Origin of the sequence: Kitasatospora atroaurantiaca (genome assembly GCF_007828955.1) — a bacterium.
Taxonomy (GTDB): domain Bacteria; phylum Actinomycetota; class Actinomycetes; order Streptomycetales; family Streptomycetaceae; genus Kitasatospora; species Kitasatospora atroaurantiaca.
Genome location: NZ_VIVR01000001.1, coordinates 5,134,460 through 5,150,369, shown reverse-complemented (window position 1 = coordinate 5,150,369; position 15,910 = coordinate 5,134,460). Strand labels below are relative to the sequence as shown.

Sequence of the window (15,910 nt, the reverse complement as noted above, 5' to 3'; positions counted from 1 at the left end):
GAAGGCCTCAGCGGCAAGCGTTCAGCGGCGGGCGGCCGCAGCCAGCCCCGCGTTGCGCGCGCGCTGGACCGCCGGCTCGATGGCCGCCGCCAGGGCGGCGATGTCGTCGCGGGTCGAGGTGTGCCCCAGGGAGAAGCGGAGCGAGGCGCGGGCCAGCAGCGGGTCGGCGCCCATCGCCAGCAGGACGTGGCTGGGCTGCGGGACCCCGGCCGAGCACGCGGAGCCGGTCGAGCACTCGATGCCCTGGGCGTCCAGCAGCATCAGCAGCGCATCCCCCTCGCACCCGGGGAACGAGAAGTGCGCGTTGGCGGGCAGCCGCCCCCCGGCCGTCGGGTCGCCGTTGAGCACCGCGTCCGGCACAGCCTTGAGCACGTCCGCGATCAGCTCGTCCCGCAGCGCCGCCACCGCAGCCGCGTGCTCGATCCGCCGCTCCACCGCGATGGCCGCCGCGGCCGCGAACCCGGCAGCCGCGGGCACGTCCAGCGTGCCGGAGCGTACGTCGCGCTCCTGGCCGCCGCCGTGCAGCAGCGGTACGGGCGTCGCGTTGCGGGCCAGCAGCAGTGCCCCGACCCCGTACGGGCCGCCGACCTTGTGGCCGGTGACGGTCAGTGCGTCCAGGCCAGATTCGGCGAAGGAGACCGGGACCTGGCCCAGCGCCTGCACCGCGTCGGCGTGCATCGGAATTCCGAACTCCCGGGCCACCGCCGCGAGTTCGATGATCGGCTGAATCGTCCCGACCTCGTTGTTGGCCCACATCACGGTGACCAGCGCGACCGACGAAGGGTCACGCTCGATGGCCGCCCGCAGCGCGTCGGGGTGGACCCGGCCGTAGGAGTCGACCGGCAGGTACTCGACCAGCGCGCCCTCGTGCTCGGAGAGCCACTGCACCGCGTCCAGCACCGCGTGGTGCTCGACCGGGCTGCACAGCACCCGCCGCCGGGCGGGATCGGCGTCACGCCGGGCCCAGTACAGGCCCTTGACGGCCAGGTTGTCCGACTCGGTACCGCCCCCGGTGAGGACGATCTCGCTCGGCCGGGCACCCAGCGACTGCGCCAGCGACTCCCGCGACTCCTCCACCACCCGTCGGGCACGGCGGCCGGCCGCGTGCAGCGAGGAGGCGTTGCCGACCACCCCGAGGTGCGCACTCATGGCGGTGATCGCCTCGGGCAGCATCGGGGTGGTGGCCGCATGGTCGAGATATGGCATAGCGGCTCCAAGTGTAGGGGCCGCCAGGGTCACGATTTGGCCATTGCAGCCCGTGCAACGCGCCGTTAGCCTCCTGGCTCACTACCGGGTGTGGTGGGAGGGGTGGACGGGATGTCGCAGACGGTCGACCGGGCGCTGACGATTCTGGCCTCCCTCGGCGAGGGGCCCGCCTCCCTTGAGCAGGCCGCCGCCCGGATCGGTGTGCACAAGTCCACCGCCCTCCGGCTGCTGCGGACCCTTCAGGAACACGGCCTCGTGCACCGCCAGTCCGACCACCGCTACCGGCTCGGCGGTCGACTCTTCTCGCTGGCCCAGCAGGCATTGGAGGGCATCGACGTCCGGCAGGTCGCCGCGCCGTACCTGGCCTCGCTGAACGAGCGGTACGGGCACACCGTGCAGCTGGCCGTGCTGGAGGACGGCGAGGTGCTCTACCTGGACAAGGTGGAGAACCGCTACCCGGACCGCCCCGGCTCCTGGCCCGACCCGGCCGGCCGGATCGGCAAGCGCGTCCCGGCGGTGGCGACCGCCGTCGGCAAGGTCCTACTGGCCGACCTGCCGGAGGATCAGCTGGCCGCTTTCCTCTCCGATCAGGACTTCCCCGCCCGCACCCGGCACAGCATCCGCACCGCCGAGGAGTTCCGCGCCGAGCTGGCGGCGGTCCAGCGCCAGGGCTGGGCGGTGGACGAGGCCGAGTACCAGGAGACCGTCAACTGCATCGCCGCACCGATCGTGGGCACCGACGGCAAGGCCATCGCGGCCTGCTCGATCTCCGCACCGGCGCAGCTCGCGCCGGTCGCCGAGCTGAGCCGGCTGCTGCCCGAGCTGCTCTGCACCGTCGAGGCGATCTCGCTGGCGTACGGCGGCTCCCCTACTCCTCGCTGGTGCGAGAACCGTTGCGGTGCCAAGCACGAGGTGCGCGCCAGCCGTACTTGAGCGCCAGCACCCGCAGCACGAAGGCGGTCAGCGCGGAGGCGGTGGCGGTGGCGGTGGTGAGGTGCCCGGCCGCGATCAGGACGACGACCATCGATGAGCCGACCAGCGCGGGCACGGCGTAGATCTCGCGGTCCCAGCGCAGCAGGGACGGCATCTCCTGAGCCAGCACGTCGCGGATCACGCCGCCGCCCGCCGCGGTGAGCATGCCGAGCGCCACCGCAGCCACCGAACCGAGACCGTAGTCGTGCGCCTTCACCGTGCCGGTCACACAGAACAGGCCGAGACCCATCGCGTCCAGGGTCTGCACGCTGCGGTTGATCCGCTCCACCTCGGGGTGCAGGAAGAACACCACCGTGGCCGCCACCAGCGGCGTCACGAAGTACCCGAGGTTGGTGAACGCGACCACCGGCGTGGCCCCGATCACCAGGTCACGCATCACCCCGCCGCCCAGCGCCGTCGCCTCGGCAAGCACGGCGATGCCGAAGATGTCCATGTTCTTGCGGACGGCCAGCAGGCCCCCGGAGAGGGCAAAGACGAAGATGCCGATCAGATCCAGGGCCTGCTGTACGTGGGGCGGGAAGAGCTGCGAAGTCACCCGCACAGTCTCCACGGGAAATGTCATATGACCGAATTACGTAGGATGTAACACACCATCAGCAGAACGACCGGTGCGAACGACCGGCAACGTAAGGCCGACGAGGACTTCCACCTAGCAGTCGCCCGTGAAGCGGCCCGACACCGATGGGGATCGCCGTGTGGACGGCCGTGCCGCCCCCGGCGAGGCCGGGGGCGGCACGGTGCAACGCGGACGACCACCACGCCGAGCACGGAGCGCCCATCACCGCCGCCCAGCTCAAGACCCGCATGGGCGTCGCCCTGCCGCTGGCCAGCGCCGCGCTCGCTCAGCTCTGACCTGAGCCCGCGCTCCGCCGGCCGAATCACCCCTCGCTAAACCCACGCCCACCGACGGGCCTGGTTCGTCATGCCCCGAGCAGCATCAACACACCTTCCAGCCTGGCTGGTTGCTGCTCGGGACCACCCACCCCACAGAAGGGACCCCGGATCATGGCCGCAGAGCTGGACCTTCGCCACGTGGTTAGCCCTGCCGTGCGGGACCTGATCCGCCTGGTCAACGTGCCCGACTTCGACCGCGCACAGCAGCAGATCGACCGCCTCGACGGCTGCACCGAGCCCGTACGCCTCATCGGCTAGAGCGCCACGATCGACGCGGCAACCGGTGCGGTTCTGCGCTCCTACTGCACCGTTGCCGAACCCACGGACAGCCTGCTTATGGCCTGCGGCAACCGCCGCGCCTCGCGCTGCACGACCTGCTCACGCGTCTACGCCGCCGACACGTTCCAGTTGATTCGAGCGGGTCTGTCCGGCGGCAAGGACGTGCCGGACACCGTCCGCACCCATCCCCGCTTGTTCGCCTCCCTTACCGCCCCCTCTTTCGGCCCGGCGCACAACCGCCCCACCGACGCGGGCGGAATCGTCCGGCCGTGCCGCTGCGGGAAGCTCCACGAACCCGCGGAGGCCCTGCTCTGCACCCCCTGAACCCGAAGACCAACGACTACGCGGGCGCGGTCCTGTTCAATGCCCACGCCTCCACGCTGTGGGCGCGCTTCACCATCTACCTGCGCCGCGAGATCGCCGCCCGGCTCGGCATGACACAGAATGCGGCCCGCACTGTGCTGCGCGTCTCCTTCGCCAAGGTCGCCGAGTACCAGAAACGCGGCGTGGTCCACTTCCACGCCGTCATCCGCCTCGACGGCCCGGACGGCAGCACCCAGCCCCGCCGCCCTGCGCCATCGTGACACTGCTCGGCGACGCCATCCGGGGCTGCCGCCGCCCGCGTCCGCGTCACCCTCGTCTCCGACGCGGTCGGGGAACGCGAACTGGCCTGGGGCGAACAGGTCGACGTCCGCGAGATCGCCGCTTTCAGCGCCGACGCCGAACTCACCGATCGGGCCGTCGCCGCCTAGATGGCCAAGTACGCCACCAAGTCGGCCGGCGCCTCCGGCGCCCTGGACCGCGCACTGTTCTGCCGCCCCTGCCAGGGACGCGGGATGGCCCCGTCCGCACAGACCGGCGTACCTATGGAGTGCCGGGCCTGCTCGGGGACCGGCCAGTCCCAAGCTCACCGCCAAGGACGTCCGCACCTGACTCGACCAACTCCGCACCACCTGCCAATGCTGCGCACGTGGCCTCGACACCGCCCGCGACGAGCCGCACTGCTGCACCGTCGGGAAGTGCTGCTCCAAGCGGCTGTCCCCGCTGACGCTGGCCTACGTCCGCTCCGTGCTCAAGTCCGCCCTGGAGCACGCCGTCCGCGAGGAAGAGATCCCGCGCGACGTCGCCCGCAACGTCCGCATGGGCACACCCCGCCCCCGCCGCTTCGAACCCCTCACCACCCAGGAAGCCCGCGAGTTCCTCACCGCCACCAGCGGCCACCGGCTGCACGCGCTGTTCGAACTCGCCCTGCGCACCGGGCTGCGCAAGGGCGAACTCCTCGGCCTGCGCTGGGAAGACCTCGACCTAGCCGGCGGAACCGCCAGCATCCGCCGCACCCTCCAGCGCACCAACACCAGCGGCCTGACCCCTGCCGACCAAGACCCAGAGCTCCGAGCGGAGGATCGCCCTGCCCACCCCGTGCCTCCGATCGCTGCAGACCCACCGTGACCGGCAACGCCAAGAACGCCAAGCGGCGGGCGCGAGCTGGAAGGACAGCGGCTACGTCTTCACCCGGCCCGACGGGGAGCCCCGATCGACGGAGCCACGGTCACCCGGCACTTCAACACCCTGCTCCGCCGGAACAGGCTCCGCCGCATCCGCTTCCACGACCTCCGCCACTCGGCGGCCACCCTGCTCCTCGAACAGGGCGTCGAACTCGTCGTCATCAAGGAACTCCTCGGACACGCCCACATAGGCGTCACCGCCACCGTCTATGCCCACGTCCGAGTCCGCCTCCAGCGCCAAGCGATCGACGTCCTCAGCAACGCTCTCCGCTACCCCGCAGACGACAGGGCCGAGCCCGAGGGCGGCGACGATCCGCCACTTTGCGCAGCACCCGTCCACTGACGTTGCCGTCAAACCGCCAGCCGCCCCGCCGGAGAACACTCCGACGGGGCGACTGGCGCATTTAGCAGATCCCCTGCGACGCTATTGAGAACGAGCCGGGGGGGGTTTCGCTATTTAGAGATCTTGAAGAACTTGAACACCGCAATCCGTTGATTCTCAACACTCGCCACTTCAGAGATATCTGCGGGCGCGAAGATATCTACGATATCATCTTCTGAAATCGGCGCGCCAGACTTCAAGCGATGGGCAAACCTTCCAAGGTTCATCTGTTGCAACATGCCGGACGGAAAGACATCAGGCCTGGCTCCCTGGCAGCAGATGAGAAACCCGCCACCCTCCAGACTGAGACGCGCTTCAATCAGGCAGTTAAACCAATTGGATGCCTGGAACTCCTGCCAAACAGAGTTGGCCACTGACATACGAAGCGTGGTCGGCACCTGATCGGAGAGCTCAAGGCTCACCTCCACGGACGTACCGTCAGGCCCTCCGGCCAACAGATTTACCAGCTCACCCATTGCTACCCCTTGAAGTTCGGATTCGGGACCCAGCTTCCGTCCCTGAGACGGCATCCGACAATACAGCTGGTGTCAATCTCATGCGGAACGGCTATCTCACGCTCATGCGAAAGCGGATTATCCGGGATCTCCTTGTTTACATTCCTGCCTGTGACGCCCCGAATGGTGTACACATTCCCGCCCCGAGTGATCGCGTGCGCCTCTGATGTCGTTGTCGACACGAATCCGGATGCAGGAGTGTAAACACCGGACACACCTGCCACATGCTCCGGGAGATCCATGTTATCGCCCAGCGCCTTGAACCCTTCTTGGAAAATCACCGAAGGGTCACGAGTGTCACTCCGAAACAGGTCACAACCAAGGTTGTGCACAAGGACTGGCGTCGTACCGGCGAGTACATAGTACGTGTGGCACGGCGACCTGCTCTACCTGCTTTTTCGCAGGTCAGCGGCGTTTTGACGGTCCGTCGGTGTCCGTGGTTGTGCGCTGGCGTGCGTGGTTGTTGCCGTCACTACTGCCGTCAAAGGTGTAGACCACTTGATCTCAACCCCGCCCGCGCGCCGCCCTCGGTAAGGTGCTGGCGCTCGGGGGTCTCACTTCCACTCTCCGGGCTCGGCACGGAGGGTGGCGCGGGTGGTGCGCTCGTAGGTTGTGTGGCCGGTCTGGGCGCAGTGTGCGGCGATCCAGCGGGTCAGTTCCTCCGGGGTGTGCGTCTGGCCGGAGGCGGCTCCGCAGTCCTGCTCTTCTCCGGTGACGCAGACGGCCTCGAAGGTCGGCAGTGCCATCGGGTCTACGACGGTGGTGACGGTGTATTCGCGGAACCGGTAGCGGGTGGTCGTGCCCATCAGCGCGCTCCCTGCTCGTCAGAGCCGTCGGCCTCGGCGGTGCCCGGCGGGACGGGGATGCGCTGCCCGCGCGAGTCCGCGACCCTGAGCGCGTCCGACAGGGCCTCGGTCAGCCGGCACGCCAGCCACCGGTACTCGACGTCCGTCAGCGCCCGCGCTCCGGGAGTCAGGACGCCCCGGGCGTGGTCAAGCAGTTCCTCGCCCATGGTGAGCTGGACCTCTTCGATGCCGTCAGCGAGCGTCGCGAGGTAGCCCTCGCCGTCGGTGCTCAGGTAGCAGGGAAGCCCGTCCGGGTTGGCCCACGGCAGCAGACGCAGTTTCTCTGCTGCGGGCTCCACCGTGCTCGCGTCGAGCGGGCGTGTCGCCTCCTCGGCCATGCTGCTGTCCCTTCCTGGGTTCGGCTCTGTCGATTCAGGGTCTCGTTGGCCTGAACATTTCGGAGTAGCCAGCCTGTCTGCCCTGCTGTCTGCCAAGCTGGCCAGGTGGTAAGGGAATCGGTCGGGGAGCTGGTGCGGCGGCTGCGTCAGGCGCGGGGGTGGAGTCAGCAGCGGCTCGCTGACGCGCTGGCCCAGGCCGCTCCCGGGCGTGTCCCGCCGACGCGCAATGACGTGTCCCGCTGGGAGATCGGCACGCGGTCCCCGCGCGAGTGGCTGCCCTTCCTCGCCCGGGTGCTGGAGGTCCCCCGGGAGATGCTGGAGGCCGCCAAGGCCGTCCGCCCTCCCGAGCCCGCGCCTCGGGTGCTTACCGGCGCGGACTTCCTGCCCGAGGGCGACCCCCTGGCCCCGCTGAGTACGCGTACCGGCCGGCGGATCGGCGCCGGGCAGGTCGCCGACCTGGCCCAGCGGGTGCACGGCCTGCGGCTGGCCGACGACGTGGTGTACGGGAAGGACTTGATCGCCCCCGCCCTGCGGGAGCTGCGGGCGGCGGTCACGATCTACCGCGAGGGCACCCACACCGAGCAGGTGGGCCGCGAACTGCTACGGACGATTGGCGAATTGGCGCAGATTGCCGGTTGGGTCGCCTCCGATGCGGGCGAGCATGCCGAGGCGGAGCGGATCTACCAGCTCGGGATCAGTGCCGCCCGTGCCGCCGGGGACGGGGTGCTGTCGGGGAACGTGGCGGGCTCGCTGGCCTACCAGTGGAGCAACACCGGACGCCCCCACGACGCCGTCAACCTCGCCACCGCCGCCGTCCAGGAGGCCGGTCCTGATGCTCCGGCCAAGGCCCGCGCGCTGTACTTGGACCGGGTGGCCTGGGCGCATACCCGCGCCGGCCAGGACCGCCCGGCGATGGCTGCCCTCGGGGAAGCCAGCGAGGCCCTGGCTCAGGACTCGGCCGGTACCGAGTCACCTTCGTACCTGTATTGGATGGACGCCGGGGAACTGCAGGTTATGGAGGCACGCGTCTACACCGAGCTGCACCGGCCGCTTCGCGCCGTTCCGCTGCTGACGGACGTCCTGGGTCGTTACGACGCCAGTCACGCGAGGGAGTTGGCGCTGTACCTGTCCTGGCTGGCCGTGGCCTACGCCGATGCGAACGAGCCTGAGGCGGCGGCGGGGACGGCTGGCCGAATGCTCGCCCTGGGGCAGAGCGGCAGCGAACGCACCACGGAGCGCACACGGATCGTGCTGGACCGGCTGCGGGCGTTCCGCGACGTCCATGAGGTCGCCGAGCTGCTGGCGTCCTGACCAGCGCGACCGCACGGGGTCCACCCGAACTGCTGCGGTCAGCGTCTCGGCGCACAGCGCGGCTCGTGCGTGGACGGGTCGGCGGGTCGGCGGGTCGGCGGGTCGGCGGGTCGGCGGGTCGGCGGGTCGGCGGGAACCTACGCTCCGTGCCGAAGGCGACGTCGGCCACCGCCCTCAGCGAGCCCGGCGATAGAAGTGGGTCGGACCCCTGGCCGACCCGGTTGCCCGCGATCCGGCCGTAGGACGGTCGCAGGCGACAACTTGCTCCGCGAACGCGGAAGGAGTCCTTACTCCACAACTTGCTCCGACCCTGGGCGGTGCTGGGGTAAGCAGCGCTTACCCCACAACTTGCTCCCATCGGGCACCAGTCGTGCCCCGCTCACGACCCGGCGGACCGCTGACCGCCGACACCCGTGCAGACCTCGGGGCTGATCCGACTCTGGGTCGGTCGGCGACGTCGGGCTACCTCCAGCGGGCGGGGCCCGCCTTGAACCTCGTAGAGAAAATCTGGACGCACGACTCCAGCCCCTGGCCGTCCAGCGGCCGGCGGGTCAGCGGTCTCGCTCGGCGTCCCCTGCTTCAAGGGCTTCGACGCGGGCACGCAGGACGGTGAGCTGATCAAGCGTCTCGGCCAGTGCCAGCTCCAGTGCCTCGACGCGCGCCGCCGTCCCGCCGACGGACGTGTTCCCCGCTTCCTCGTCACCTGAGTCACCGTCGGTGTAGGCGTCGGGGTGGGCGACGAAGGCTCCCTTGCCGGGGCGGGAGATCGCGTAGCCGTCCTGCTTCAGCAGGGCCATGGCCTTCTGCACGGACAGGCTGGAGGCCCCGTACTCCGCCATCAACACGGCCTGCGTCGGCAGCGCGTCCCCGGGGTTCAGCTCCCCGGAGCAGATCCGCCCCCGCAGGGCCTCGGCGATGACCTCGAACGTCAGCAACACCGTGCCGCCCGCCGGTCTGCGCCCCCGCCGCCCCACCGTCACCGCAGGTCACCCAGCTTTCTCTGCGCCTCTACCACTGAAATCCGGCCCGTCCAAAACGGAAGACCGGGGCCACAGTACTCGCGTCCCCACCGGCCACCGAAATAGATGAGGAGGGATGCACTTGAATGCGCGCTTGAAGCGATGCTACCTTCACGCACCGCTGGTGAACACCACCGCTGACCAGGCCAGACGTCCCCGGCCCACCATCCGCGCCCGCCGTCACGCGCACCGTGCCCACGTGCGCCGATCACCCGGGTCGCCCCTCAATCGCCTCTCCTCTTCTCCCGACTCCTGCCGGAGGTCTGTCCCCATGCCCGCGCAGCTCCAACTCCCCACCCCCGCAACCACCTCCACTCCCGCCAGCACGGCGTTCGCCGCACCGGCGCTCACCAGCAGCACCGACACGTCCGCGAACAGGAACTCGGCCCTGGAACGCCGGGCGCGGCTGACCGCCAGGCTGGCCAAGTTCGCCGCCGCCGGATACCTCGCACCCCTGGCCCGGCAGATCGGCTCACTGGGCGGCTGCGCCCGCCCGATCCGCCTGACCGGCCACCGCACCCGCCTGGACACCGCCACCGGCCAGATCCTCGACCATCTCGACACCCGCCACCTGCCCGTCGGCGAACTTCTGGTGCGCTGCGGCAACCGCCGCGCCACCCGCTGCCCCGCCTGCTCCACCCTCTACCGCTACGACACCTACCAGCTCATCGCCGCCGGACTACGCGGCGGCAAGACTGTCCCCACCACCGTCGCCACCCACCCCCGCGTCTTCGCCACCCTCACCGCCCCCGGCTTCGGCCCCGTCCACAACCAGCCCGGTGCCGCCCCCTGCACCTGCGGCACCCGGCACGACGACGGCGACCCGCTCCTCGGCACGCCGCTGAACCCGGAGCGGTACGACTACACCGGCGCGGTGCTGTGGAACGCCCACGCCCCTGCCCTGTGGGCCCGCTTCACCACCCGCCTGCGCCGCGAGATCGCCAAGGCCGCCGGACTGACCCAACGCACCCTGCGCCACCACGCCACGCTCTCCTACGCCAAGGTCGCCGAATACCAAAAGCGCGGCCAGATCCACTTCCACACCGTCATCCGCATCGACGGACCCACCGGCCCCGCCAGCACTCCGCCTGCCTGGGCCACCACCGAACTCCTCGACCACTCCGTCCGCGCCGCCGCCAACCGCACTCGCGTCCAGCACCAACACCCCTCCCGGGCCGGGGAGGCCGACCCGGCACAGTCGGCGGGGCCCACGGCGTTCCGGTTCGGACGGCAGATCGACGTCCGCGCCGTCCGCAGTACCGACTTCACCGGCGACGCGCCCGTCACCGACCGGCACGTCGCCGCCTACATCGCCAAGTACGCCACCAAGGGCGCCGAAACCACCACCGGCACCCTCGACCGCCGACTCCGCTTCCTGGCCGAACTCGCCCAGCACGACCTCACCGACCACGCCCGCCGCATGATCCACACCGCCTGGCACCTCGGCACCCAGCCTCAGCACGCCCACCTCCGCCTGCGCCAATGGGCCCACATGCTCGGCTTCCGAGGCCACTTCTCCACCCGCACCCGCCGCTACTCCACCACCCTCACCCACCTCCGAGCCGAACGCACCGCCTGGCGCACCCGCCAAGACGACACCACCGCTGCCCCGCCGCCGCTCGACCCGGCCCTAATCGGCCGAAACGCCGAGCAGGGACCGGTGCGTGAGGGGCAGCCGGTCACTGACCGGCACGGTGACCGCGATGACCACAGTGACCTGACCGCCGGTCACTCCGACCCCGGCCCCGGTCACCGCACCGGTCACCACGACAGGCACGGGCGATCCGGCGACGCGGACACGACCCAGGTGATCTCGCACTGGCAGTACGCCGGAACCGGCCTCCTACCCGAACTCGCCCACCTCGCCGACCTACTGGCCGCCACACCCAGCCCTCGACCCCAGCACGCGAGCCGTCCCCGGCAGGCCCGGCGCTCCAGCGACCGAGCCGGTCACTCCACCGGTCCGCTGACCACCGCCATCCAGGCGGTGGCGGTCGCGTGAACGCCGACACCGAACTCCTCACCGTCCCCGAGGCCATGGCCCGCCTGAAGATCAGCCGCTCCACCGTCTACGACCTCATCCGCACCCGGCAGCTCGCCTCCATCACCATCGGCCGCGCCCGCCGCATCCCCGCCCACGCCCTGACCGCCCTCATCCACCACCACCTCGAACAGGCAGCCTGATGACCACCCCCGACACCAACCCCACCCCCAGCACCGGCTCGCGCAGGATCCGCGCCAACGGCGACGGCACCGTCTACCAGCGCAAGGACGGCCGCTGGGAAGCCGCCGGATACGTCCTCGCCACCGGCGACACCCGCAAGCGCATCCACGTCTACGGCACGACCCGCAAGGAGGCCCTGGCCAAGCTGACCGAGAAGATCGCCGCCAGCAACCGCGGCATACCCGCCCCCACCGCCCAGGGCACCGTTGGTGCGTTCCTCACCTACTGGCTGGAGACCGTCGCCGTCCACCGGCTCCGCGAGAACACCCACACCCGCTACACCGCCGTCGTCCGCCTGTACGTCATCCCCGGCCTGGGCAAGAAGAAGCTCGCCAAGCTCACCGCCAAGGACGTCCGCACCTGGCTCGACCAACTCCGCACCACCTGCCAGTGCTGCGCGCGTGGCCTCGACACCACCCGCGAACAGCCCCAGTGCTGCGCGGCTGGCACCTGCTGCGGCAAGCGCCTGTCCGCTCTGACCCTCGCCTACATCCACTCCGTGCTCAAGTCCGCACTGGAGCACGCCGTCCGCGAAGAGGAGATCCCCCGCAACGTCGCCCGCAACGTCCGCATGGGCACACCCCGACCCCGCCGCTTCGAACCCCTCACCGCCGACGAGGCACGTCAGTTCCTGTCCGCTACCCACGGCCACCGGCTTCAAGTGCTCTTCGAACTCGCCCTACACACCGGGCTCCGCAAGGGCGAACTCCTCGGCCTGCGCTGGGAAGACCTCGACCTGAACGGCGGAACCGCCAGCATCCGCCGCACCCTCCAACGCACCAACACCGGCGGCCTGATCACCCTCCCAACGAAGACCCACAGCTCCGAGCGGCGCATCGCCCTGCCGACCCCCTGCGTGCGCTCACTCGCACGGCACCGCGACCAGCAGCGCCAGGAACGCGAGACGGCGGGCACGGGCTGGCGGGACAGCGGCTACGTCTTCACCCGGCCCGACGGCTCCCCGATCGAAGGAACCACACTCACCCGGCACTTCAACACCCTGCTCCGCCGGACCAAGCTCCGCCGCATCCGCTTCCACGACCTCCGACACTCGGCGGCCACCCTCCTCCTGGAGCAGGGCGTCGAACTCGTCGTGATCAAAGAACTCCTCGGCCACGCCCACATCGGCGTCACGGCCACGGTCTACGCCCACGTCCGACTCCGCCTCCAACGAGACGCCATCGACCTCCTCGGCAACGCCCTCCGCAACCCTGCCACCGGACCCGACTACGGCGACGAACCACCCGTTCGTGCAGCACCCGTCCGCTGACGTTGCCGTCAACTACTGCCGTCAAAGACGTCAGCGGCCCCACCGGGAAGAATCCGGTGGGGCCGCTGCAATTCCGCTCAGCGCCATCGAGGCAGTATCGCAAGCGTTCTACTCGTATACGACTGCCGCACGAAAGATTGCTGCAATCAACGCCCAGTCGGGCACCTCAGGAACTGGCTCACCGATGACATTCTTGAAGAATCCATCCATCGACTTGGTCCAACGCGCGGAGGCATCCACAAAGTCCGAAGTGGACGGATTTTGCAGCTCCAATTTTCCATCACGCAGAAGGATTGCCAGCCCTTGCAGGTATTTGGCAAGATCCTCTCGCGTGTTAATTTCATTCAATGCTGGGTCTGGCCAGTTCACGGCCACTCCACTGGGTCGAAGTGCTGAATCAAGATTGATGCTCCGTCATTTTTAGTCGTGAACTTCCATGCCTCCCCCGCGATTTCTTCGGGCGTCGCCATCCGGAACGGCATCTGAATCCCAGCCTTCTGAAATGCAACGAGACGCCGATTGTCCAGCGAGAAGAGGTTTCCATTCTTGTACTGAAGGCGCACCGTGGGAAGATCTTCTGGCTTGATATATCCGGATCGCAGACCGGCCGCCGTCTGCTCAATTGTCTCCCCACTGCCGAAGCGTGGGCTGACAGTATCCTGCGAAAACCTCACCAGGCTCGGGTCGATTGTCCCGTTGCAATTATGCACCAAGATCGGCGTAGCCCCGGCCAGTACATAGTACGTGTGCTACGCGGCCCCTCTCTACCTGCTTTTTCGCAGGTCAACGGCGGTTTGACGGTCCGTCGGTGTCCGTGGATGTGCGCTGAAGTCCGTGGTTGTTGCCGTCGCCGCTGCCGTCAGAGGTGTAGACCAATCGCCCTCGCCGCCGACTGCGCGCGTGATCCTACTGCCACGCTCCGGGCTCGGCGCGGACGATGGTGCGGGTGGTCTGCTCGTACGACTGGTGACCGGTCTGCGCGCAGTGGCCCGCGATCCAGCGCGTCAGCTCCTCGGGGGCGTGCAGCTCGCCGGACGCGGCGGCGCAGTTCCGTTCTTCGCCGGTGACGCAGACCGCCTCGAAGATCGGCAGCGCCATGGGGTCGGCCACGGCGGTCACGTGGTACTCGCGGAACCGGTAGCGGGTGGTCTTGCCCATCAGCCTTCCTCAGCCTCCCGCTCGGGGGCGGGGAGACGCTGCCCACGCGAGTCGGCGACCCTGAGCGCGTCCGCCAGGGCCTCGGTCAGCCGGCAGGCGAGCCAGCGGTACTCGATGGCCGACTGCGCCTTGGCTCCGGGGGTCAGGATGCCCCGGGCGTACTCCAGCAGCTCCTGACCCATGCCGAGCTGCACGGTCTCGATGCCGTCGGCGAGCGTCGAGATGTAGCCCTTGCCGTCGGTGCTCAGGTAACAGGGGCGCCCGTCCTCGGTGGTCCAGGGCAGCAGGCGGGGGCCCGCCATGCCCGACGCCGCTTCGTGCAACTCCCTGCGACGCAGACGGTCCGCGTCGGTCCTCGGCATGCTCACAGTGACTCCCGGCCTTGGTCGCTGGTGGGACCCGGCGACCGTAACCGCCTGACTGTCAGTCACTCCACGGATGCAGCAGAGCAGATCGCAACCCTGGGTCGGCGAACTGCCACGCTGCGTGGCGCCTATCCGACGACGCCCAGGTAGGCGGCCATCTCGCGCATCTCGGCCGTCAGGGTGCGCTTGCGCTTCTTCAGGATCTCTTGCATGGTCTCGGCAGCCATGCGCTGGTGCCTCAGCCACTCCGGGGAGGCTCGCCGAACCCCGGTCAGCTCGTCCATCGCTGCTGACAGGTCCCCCGTCCGTGCGTGGGCGCGCGCCACGTCCAGCCGGTGACGGTTCCAGTTGTCGTCGCTGGGCCGCCCGGCGCTCTTCCACGCCTTCGGCGACATCGCGTCCTCGCCGGCCTTGCGAACGACGGTGCGCGCGTCTCCCAGGACCATTGCGTCCTCCACGCCCTTCATGCCGACGGTCAGGGGGCCGAAGGTGGTCCAGTGCCGGAAGAACGATCCGGTGTGCTCCCGGCCGACGGCGGATGCCGCCGTGTTCGCCACCCTGTGGTAGTGCCGCGCCTCCTGGGGGCGGTTGTTGCGACCGGCGGCGGCAGCCGCGCGCAGGGCGAGCCACCCCCACGCCGCGCATTCATCAGGCGTCGCCCTTGACAACCTCGGCTCGATCACATCGGCTGTCCGGGAGGCGAGTTGTTCTGCCTCGTCCAACCGCCCCTGCCGCAGCAGCAGCCAGCACATCCCGATCACACCGGATGCTCCGGTGAGCTGGTCGCCGACGGCGCGCGCATCCGTGATCGCCCCGGCCAGCGCGGTATAGGCGAGATCGTACTGACGTACCTGTGTCAGGTACCGCCCGGCCAACTGCAACGTCTCGGCGCGGGCCAGCAGGGCTTGACGGTGCTCCTCGCCGCCGTCGAAGTAGGCGACCGCGCTGTTGGCGTCCCTCAGCAGCCCCGGCAGTTGGGACGCGACGCTCTTGTAGCTGTCCGAGTGGTACAGCAGCGCGCCGTCCTGGACCGCTCGGCGGAAGCGGCGCAGGCTGGGCTCATCCTCGGCGATCTCGCTGTCCGGGTCAGCAAGCCCCACCGGAGGCGTGAGGGCGGCGCGGAGCTGGATGAGGTTGAGCCGGTTCGGTTCCTCCGCCCGGCCCACCGGTTCTGGGGCGTCTGGTGCCAGCAGGGTCGCCGTGGTCACGCCCAGGGCGCGGGCAAGCGCGTGCAGCGTCTCCATGCGGACCGTTCCGCCCTGCTCGACCTTGCGCACCGTGGCCGGCGAAACGCCTGCGGTGTGAGCCAGTTCCTCCTGGCTCAGCCCGGTCCGGCGCCGGTACTTCCGTACGTTGTCCGCGAGTTCCATCGTCATCTGCACCACCTCCAGCGCCACGGTACGCCGGGCGGGCGAACTGACCGGGGCTAACCGGCAGATACCCACCCCAGGCAGTGACCCACCGCCGCGCGGAGTGTCGGGCACGCGGTTACTGGAGCGGCGCGGCGCCGCTGCCTGCGGCAGGTTGCGGGCCTGAGCGGGACGGGTCCCTCGTCGGTCGGGCAGCTTCGCCGGACCAGGGTTCTCCGGGGGCCGCCAAGGCTCAC

The 15,910-nt window shown here is 69.6% G+C and carries 20 protein-coding genes and 1 pseudogene; 9 read left to right on the top strand and 12 right to left on the bottom strand.

Annotated elements, in window-relative coordinates; genetic code table 11:
- Nucleotides 1-21 precede the first annotated feature (21 nt).
- A complete protein-coding gene (locus FB465_RS23480) occupies nt 22-1,206 on the bottom strand; it encodes a cysteine desulfurase family protein (protein ID WP_145793528.1) in 1,185 nt (394 codons plus the stop codon).
- Between the two features lie 111 nt (nt 1,207-1,317).
- Between FB465_RS23480 and FB465_RS23475 the strand changes: the two genes are divergently transcribed.
- Entirely contained in the window at nt 1,318-2,139 is an 822-nt protein-coding gene (locus FB465_RS23475) for an IclR family transcriptional regulator (RefSeq protein ID WP_145793526.1), read from the top strand.
- On the opposite strand, the gene FB465_RS23470 is transcribed toward FB465_RS23475, so the two are convergent.
- Nucleotides 2,075-2,734 (bottom strand): trimeric intracellular cation channel family protein, encoded by a 660-nt coding sequence (locus FB465_RS23470; RefSeq protein ID WP_145793524.1) that lies wholly within the window; start codon nt 2,732-2,734, stop codon nt 2,075-2,077. The two genes, FB465_RS23475 and FB465_RS23470, sit on opposite strands and share 65 nt — an antisense overlap.
- Before the next feature lie 146 nt (nt 2,735-2,880).
- Here FB465_RS23470 and FB465_RS23465 point away from each other — a divergent pair, with 146 nt between their 5' ends.
- From FB465_RS23465 to FB465_RS37085, 4 genes and pseudogenes are all read left to right on the top strand, one after another.
- Entirely contained in the window at nt 2,881-3,051 is a 171-nt protein-coding gene (locus FB465_RS23465) for a hypothetical protein (protein WP_425461206.1), read from the top strand.
- A gap of 309 nt (nt 3,052-3,360) precedes the next feature.
- Nucleotides 3,361-3,696 carry a replication initiator gene (locus tag FB465_RS37735; protein ID WP_342791888.1) on the top strand — a complete coding sequence of 112 codons (336 nt, stop codon included), beginning with the start codon at nt 3,361-3,363 and terminating at the stop codon, nt 3,694-3,696.
- A complete protein-coding gene (locus FB465_RS37090; protein WP_246192800.1) occupies nt 3,642-3,956 on the top strand; it encodes a replication initiator in 315 nt (104 codons plus the stop codon). The genes FB465_RS37735 and FB465_RS37090 overlap by 55 nt, the downstream gene beginning before the upstream one ends.
- Nucleotides 3,957-4,275: 319 nt before the next feature.
- Nucleotides 4,276-5,220: pseudogene (locus FB465_RS37085) on the top strand (tyrosine-type recombinase/integrase); the annotation flags it as partial.
- Between the two features lie 110 nt (nt 5,221-5,330).
- Here FB465_RS37085 and FB465_RS23445 read toward each other — a convergent pair.
- The 4 genes from FB465_RS23445 to FB465_RS23430 all read right to left on the bottom strand — a co-directional run bounded on the left by FB465_RS23445 (nt 5,331) and on the right by FB465_RS23430 (nt 6,957).
- The gene (locus tag FB465_RS23445; RefSeq protein ID WP_145793519.1) at nt 5,331-5,735 is read right to left on the bottom strand and encodes a hypothetical protein; all 405 of its coding nucleotides are present in this window, start codon (nt 5,733-5,735) and stop codon (nt 5,331-5,333) included.
- A 2-nt stretch (nt 5,736-5,737) separates the two neighbouring features.
- Nucleotides 5,738-6,106, bottom strand: a complete 369-nt coding sequence (locus tag FB465_RS37975) for a scabin-related ADP-ribosyltransferase (RefSeq protein ID WP_145793517.1) — start codon at nt 6,104-6,106, stop codon at nt 5,738-5,740.
- Between the two features lie 222 nt (nt 6,107-6,328).
- A complete protein-coding gene (locus FB465_RS23435; RefSeq protein ID WP_145793515.1) occupies nt 6,329-6,580 on the bottom strand; it encodes a DUF7848 domain-containing protein in 252 nt (83 codons plus the stop codon).
- A complete protein-coding gene (locus FB465_RS23430) occupies nt 6,580-6,957 on the bottom strand; it encodes a hypothetical protein (RefSeq protein ID WP_246192799.1) in 378 nt (125 codons plus the stop codon). Before FB465_RS23430 ends, FB465_RS23435 begins: the two co-directional genes overlap by 1 nt.
- A 105-nt stretch (nt 6,958-7,062) precedes the next feature.
- Here FB465_RS23430 and FB465_RS23425 point away from each other — a divergent pair, with 105 nt between their 5' ends.
- Nucleotides 7,063-8,268 carry a helix-turn-helix domain-containing protein gene (locus FB465_RS23425; protein ID WP_145793513.1) on the top strand — a complete coding sequence of 402 codons (1,206 nt, stop codon included), beginning with the start codon at nt 7,063-7,065 and terminating at the stop codon, nt 8,266-8,268.
- Nucleotides 8,269-8,819: 551 nt separating this feature from the next.
- Here FB465_RS23425 and FB465_RS23415 read toward each other — a convergent pair.
- The gene (locus tag FB465_RS23415) at nt 8,820-9,206 is read right to left on the bottom strand and encodes a winged helix-turn-helix domain-containing protein (protein ID WP_246192798.1); all 387 of its coding nucleotides are present in this window, start codon (nt 9,204-9,206) and stop codon (nt 8,820-8,822) included.
- Nucleotides 9,207-9,558: 352 nt separating this feature from the next.
- Here FB465_RS23415 and FB465_RS23410 point away from each other — a divergent pair, with 352 nt between their 5' ends.
- The 3 genes from FB465_RS23410 to FB465_RS23400 are packed head-to-tail and all read left to right on the top strand — an operon-like array spanning nt 9,559 to nt 12,781.
- Complete coding sequence (locus FB465_RS23410) at nt 9,559-11,289, top strand: replication initiator (RefSeq protein WP_145793508.1); 1,731 nt, start codon at nt 9,559-9,561, stop codon at nt 11,287-11,289.
- Nucleotides 11,286-11,471, top strand: coding sequence for a helix-turn-helix domain-containing protein (locus FB465_RS23405; RefSeq protein WP_145793505.1), 186 nt, complete (start codon nt 11,286-11,288; stop codon nt 11,469-11,471). Before FB465_RS23410 ends, FB465_RS23405 begins: the two co-directional genes overlap by 4 nt.
- A complete protein-coding gene (locus FB465_RS23400) occupies nt 11,471-12,781 on the top strand; it encodes a tyrosine-type recombinase/integrase (protein WP_145793502.1) in 1,311 nt (436 codons plus the stop codon). The genes FB465_RS23405 and FB465_RS23400 overlap by 1 nt, the downstream gene beginning before the upstream one ends.
- A 108-nt stretch (nt 12,782-12,889) precedes the next feature.
- Here the strand turns inward: FB465_RS23400 and FB465_RS23395 are convergent, their stop codons facing one another.
- The 5 genes from FB465_RS23395 to FB465_RS23375 all read right to left on the bottom strand — a co-directional run bounded on the left by FB465_RS23395 (nt 12,890) and on the right by FB465_RS23375 (nt 15,680).
- A complete protein-coding gene (locus FB465_RS23395) occupies nt 12,890-13,150 on the bottom strand; it encodes a DUF7660 family protein (RefSeq protein WP_145793500.1) in 261 nt (86 codons plus the stop codon).
- On the bottom strand, nt 13,147-13,455 hold the full coding sequence (locus FB465_RS23390) for a hypothetical protein (protein ID WP_145793498.1): 309 nt from the start codon (nt 13,453-13,455) through the stop codon (nt 13,147-13,149). Before FB465_RS23390 ends, FB465_RS23395 begins: the two co-directional genes overlap by 4 nt.
- A 232-nt stretch (nt 13,456-13,687) precedes the next feature.
- Nucleotides 13,688-13,939, bottom strand: a complete 252-nt coding sequence (locus FB465_RS23385; RefSeq protein WP_145793497.1) for a DUF7848 domain-containing protein — start codon at nt 13,937-13,939, stop codon at nt 13,688-13,690.
- A complete protein-coding gene (locus FB465_RS23380) occupies nt 13,939-14,301 on the bottom strand; it encodes a hypothetical protein (RefSeq protein WP_246192797.1) in 363 nt (120 codons plus the stop codon). The genes FB465_RS23385 and FB465_RS23380 overlap by 1 nt, the downstream gene beginning before the upstream one ends.
- A 131-nt stretch (nt 14,302-14,432) precedes the next feature.
- Nucleotides 14,433-15,680 (bottom strand): helix-turn-helix domain-containing protein, encoded by a 1,248-nt coding sequence (locus FB465_RS23375; RefSeq protein WP_145793495.1) that lies wholly within the window; start codon nt 15,678-15,680, stop codon nt 14,433-14,435.
- Nucleotides 15,681-15,910: the final 230 nt, after the last annotated feature.

Coding starts and splice junctions, on each gene's coding strand:
- FB465_RS23480 (WP_145793528.1), bottom strand. CDS start 1,206: ATGCCATATCTCGACCATGCGGCCACCACCCCGATGCTGCCCGAGGCG.
- FB465_RS23475 (WP_145793526.1), top strand. CDS start 1,318: ATGTCGCAGACGGTCGACCGGGCGCTGACGATTCTGGCCTCCCTCGGC.
- FB465_RS23465 (WP_425461206.1), top strand. CDS start 2,881: ATGGGGATCGCCGTGTGGACGGCCGTGCCGCCCCCGGCGAGGCCGGGG.
- FB465_RS23445 (WP_145793519.1), bottom strand. CDS start 5,735: ATGGGTGAGCTGGTAAATCTGTTGGCCGGAGGGCCTGACGGTACGTCC.
- FB465_RS23435 (WP_145793515.1), bottom strand. CDS start 6,580: ATGGGCACGACCACCCGCTACCGGTTCCGCGAATACACCGTCACCACC.
- FB465_RS23430 (WP_246192799.1), bottom strand. CDS start 6,957: ATGGCCGAGGAGGCGACACGCCCGCTCGACGCGAGCACGGTGGAGCCC.
- FB465_RS23410 (WP_145793508.1), top strand. CDS start 9,559: ATGCCCGCGCAGCTCCAACTCCCCACCCCCGCAACCACCTCCACTCCC.
- FB465_RS23400 (WP_145793502.1), top strand. CDS start 11,471: ATGACCACCCCCGACACCAACCCCACCCCCAGCACCGGCTCGCGCAGG.
- FB465_RS23385 (WP_145793497.1), bottom strand. CDS start 13,939: ATGGGCAAGACCACCCGCTACCGGTTCCGCGAGTACCACGTGACCGCC.
- FB465_RS23380 (WP_246192797.1), bottom strand. CDS start 14,301: ATGCCGAGGACCGACGCGGACCGTCTGCGTCGCAGGGAGTTGCACGAA.
- FB465_RS23375 (WP_145793495.1), bottom strand. CDS start 15,680: ATGACGATGGAACTCGCGGACAACGTACGGAAGTACCGGCGCCGGACC.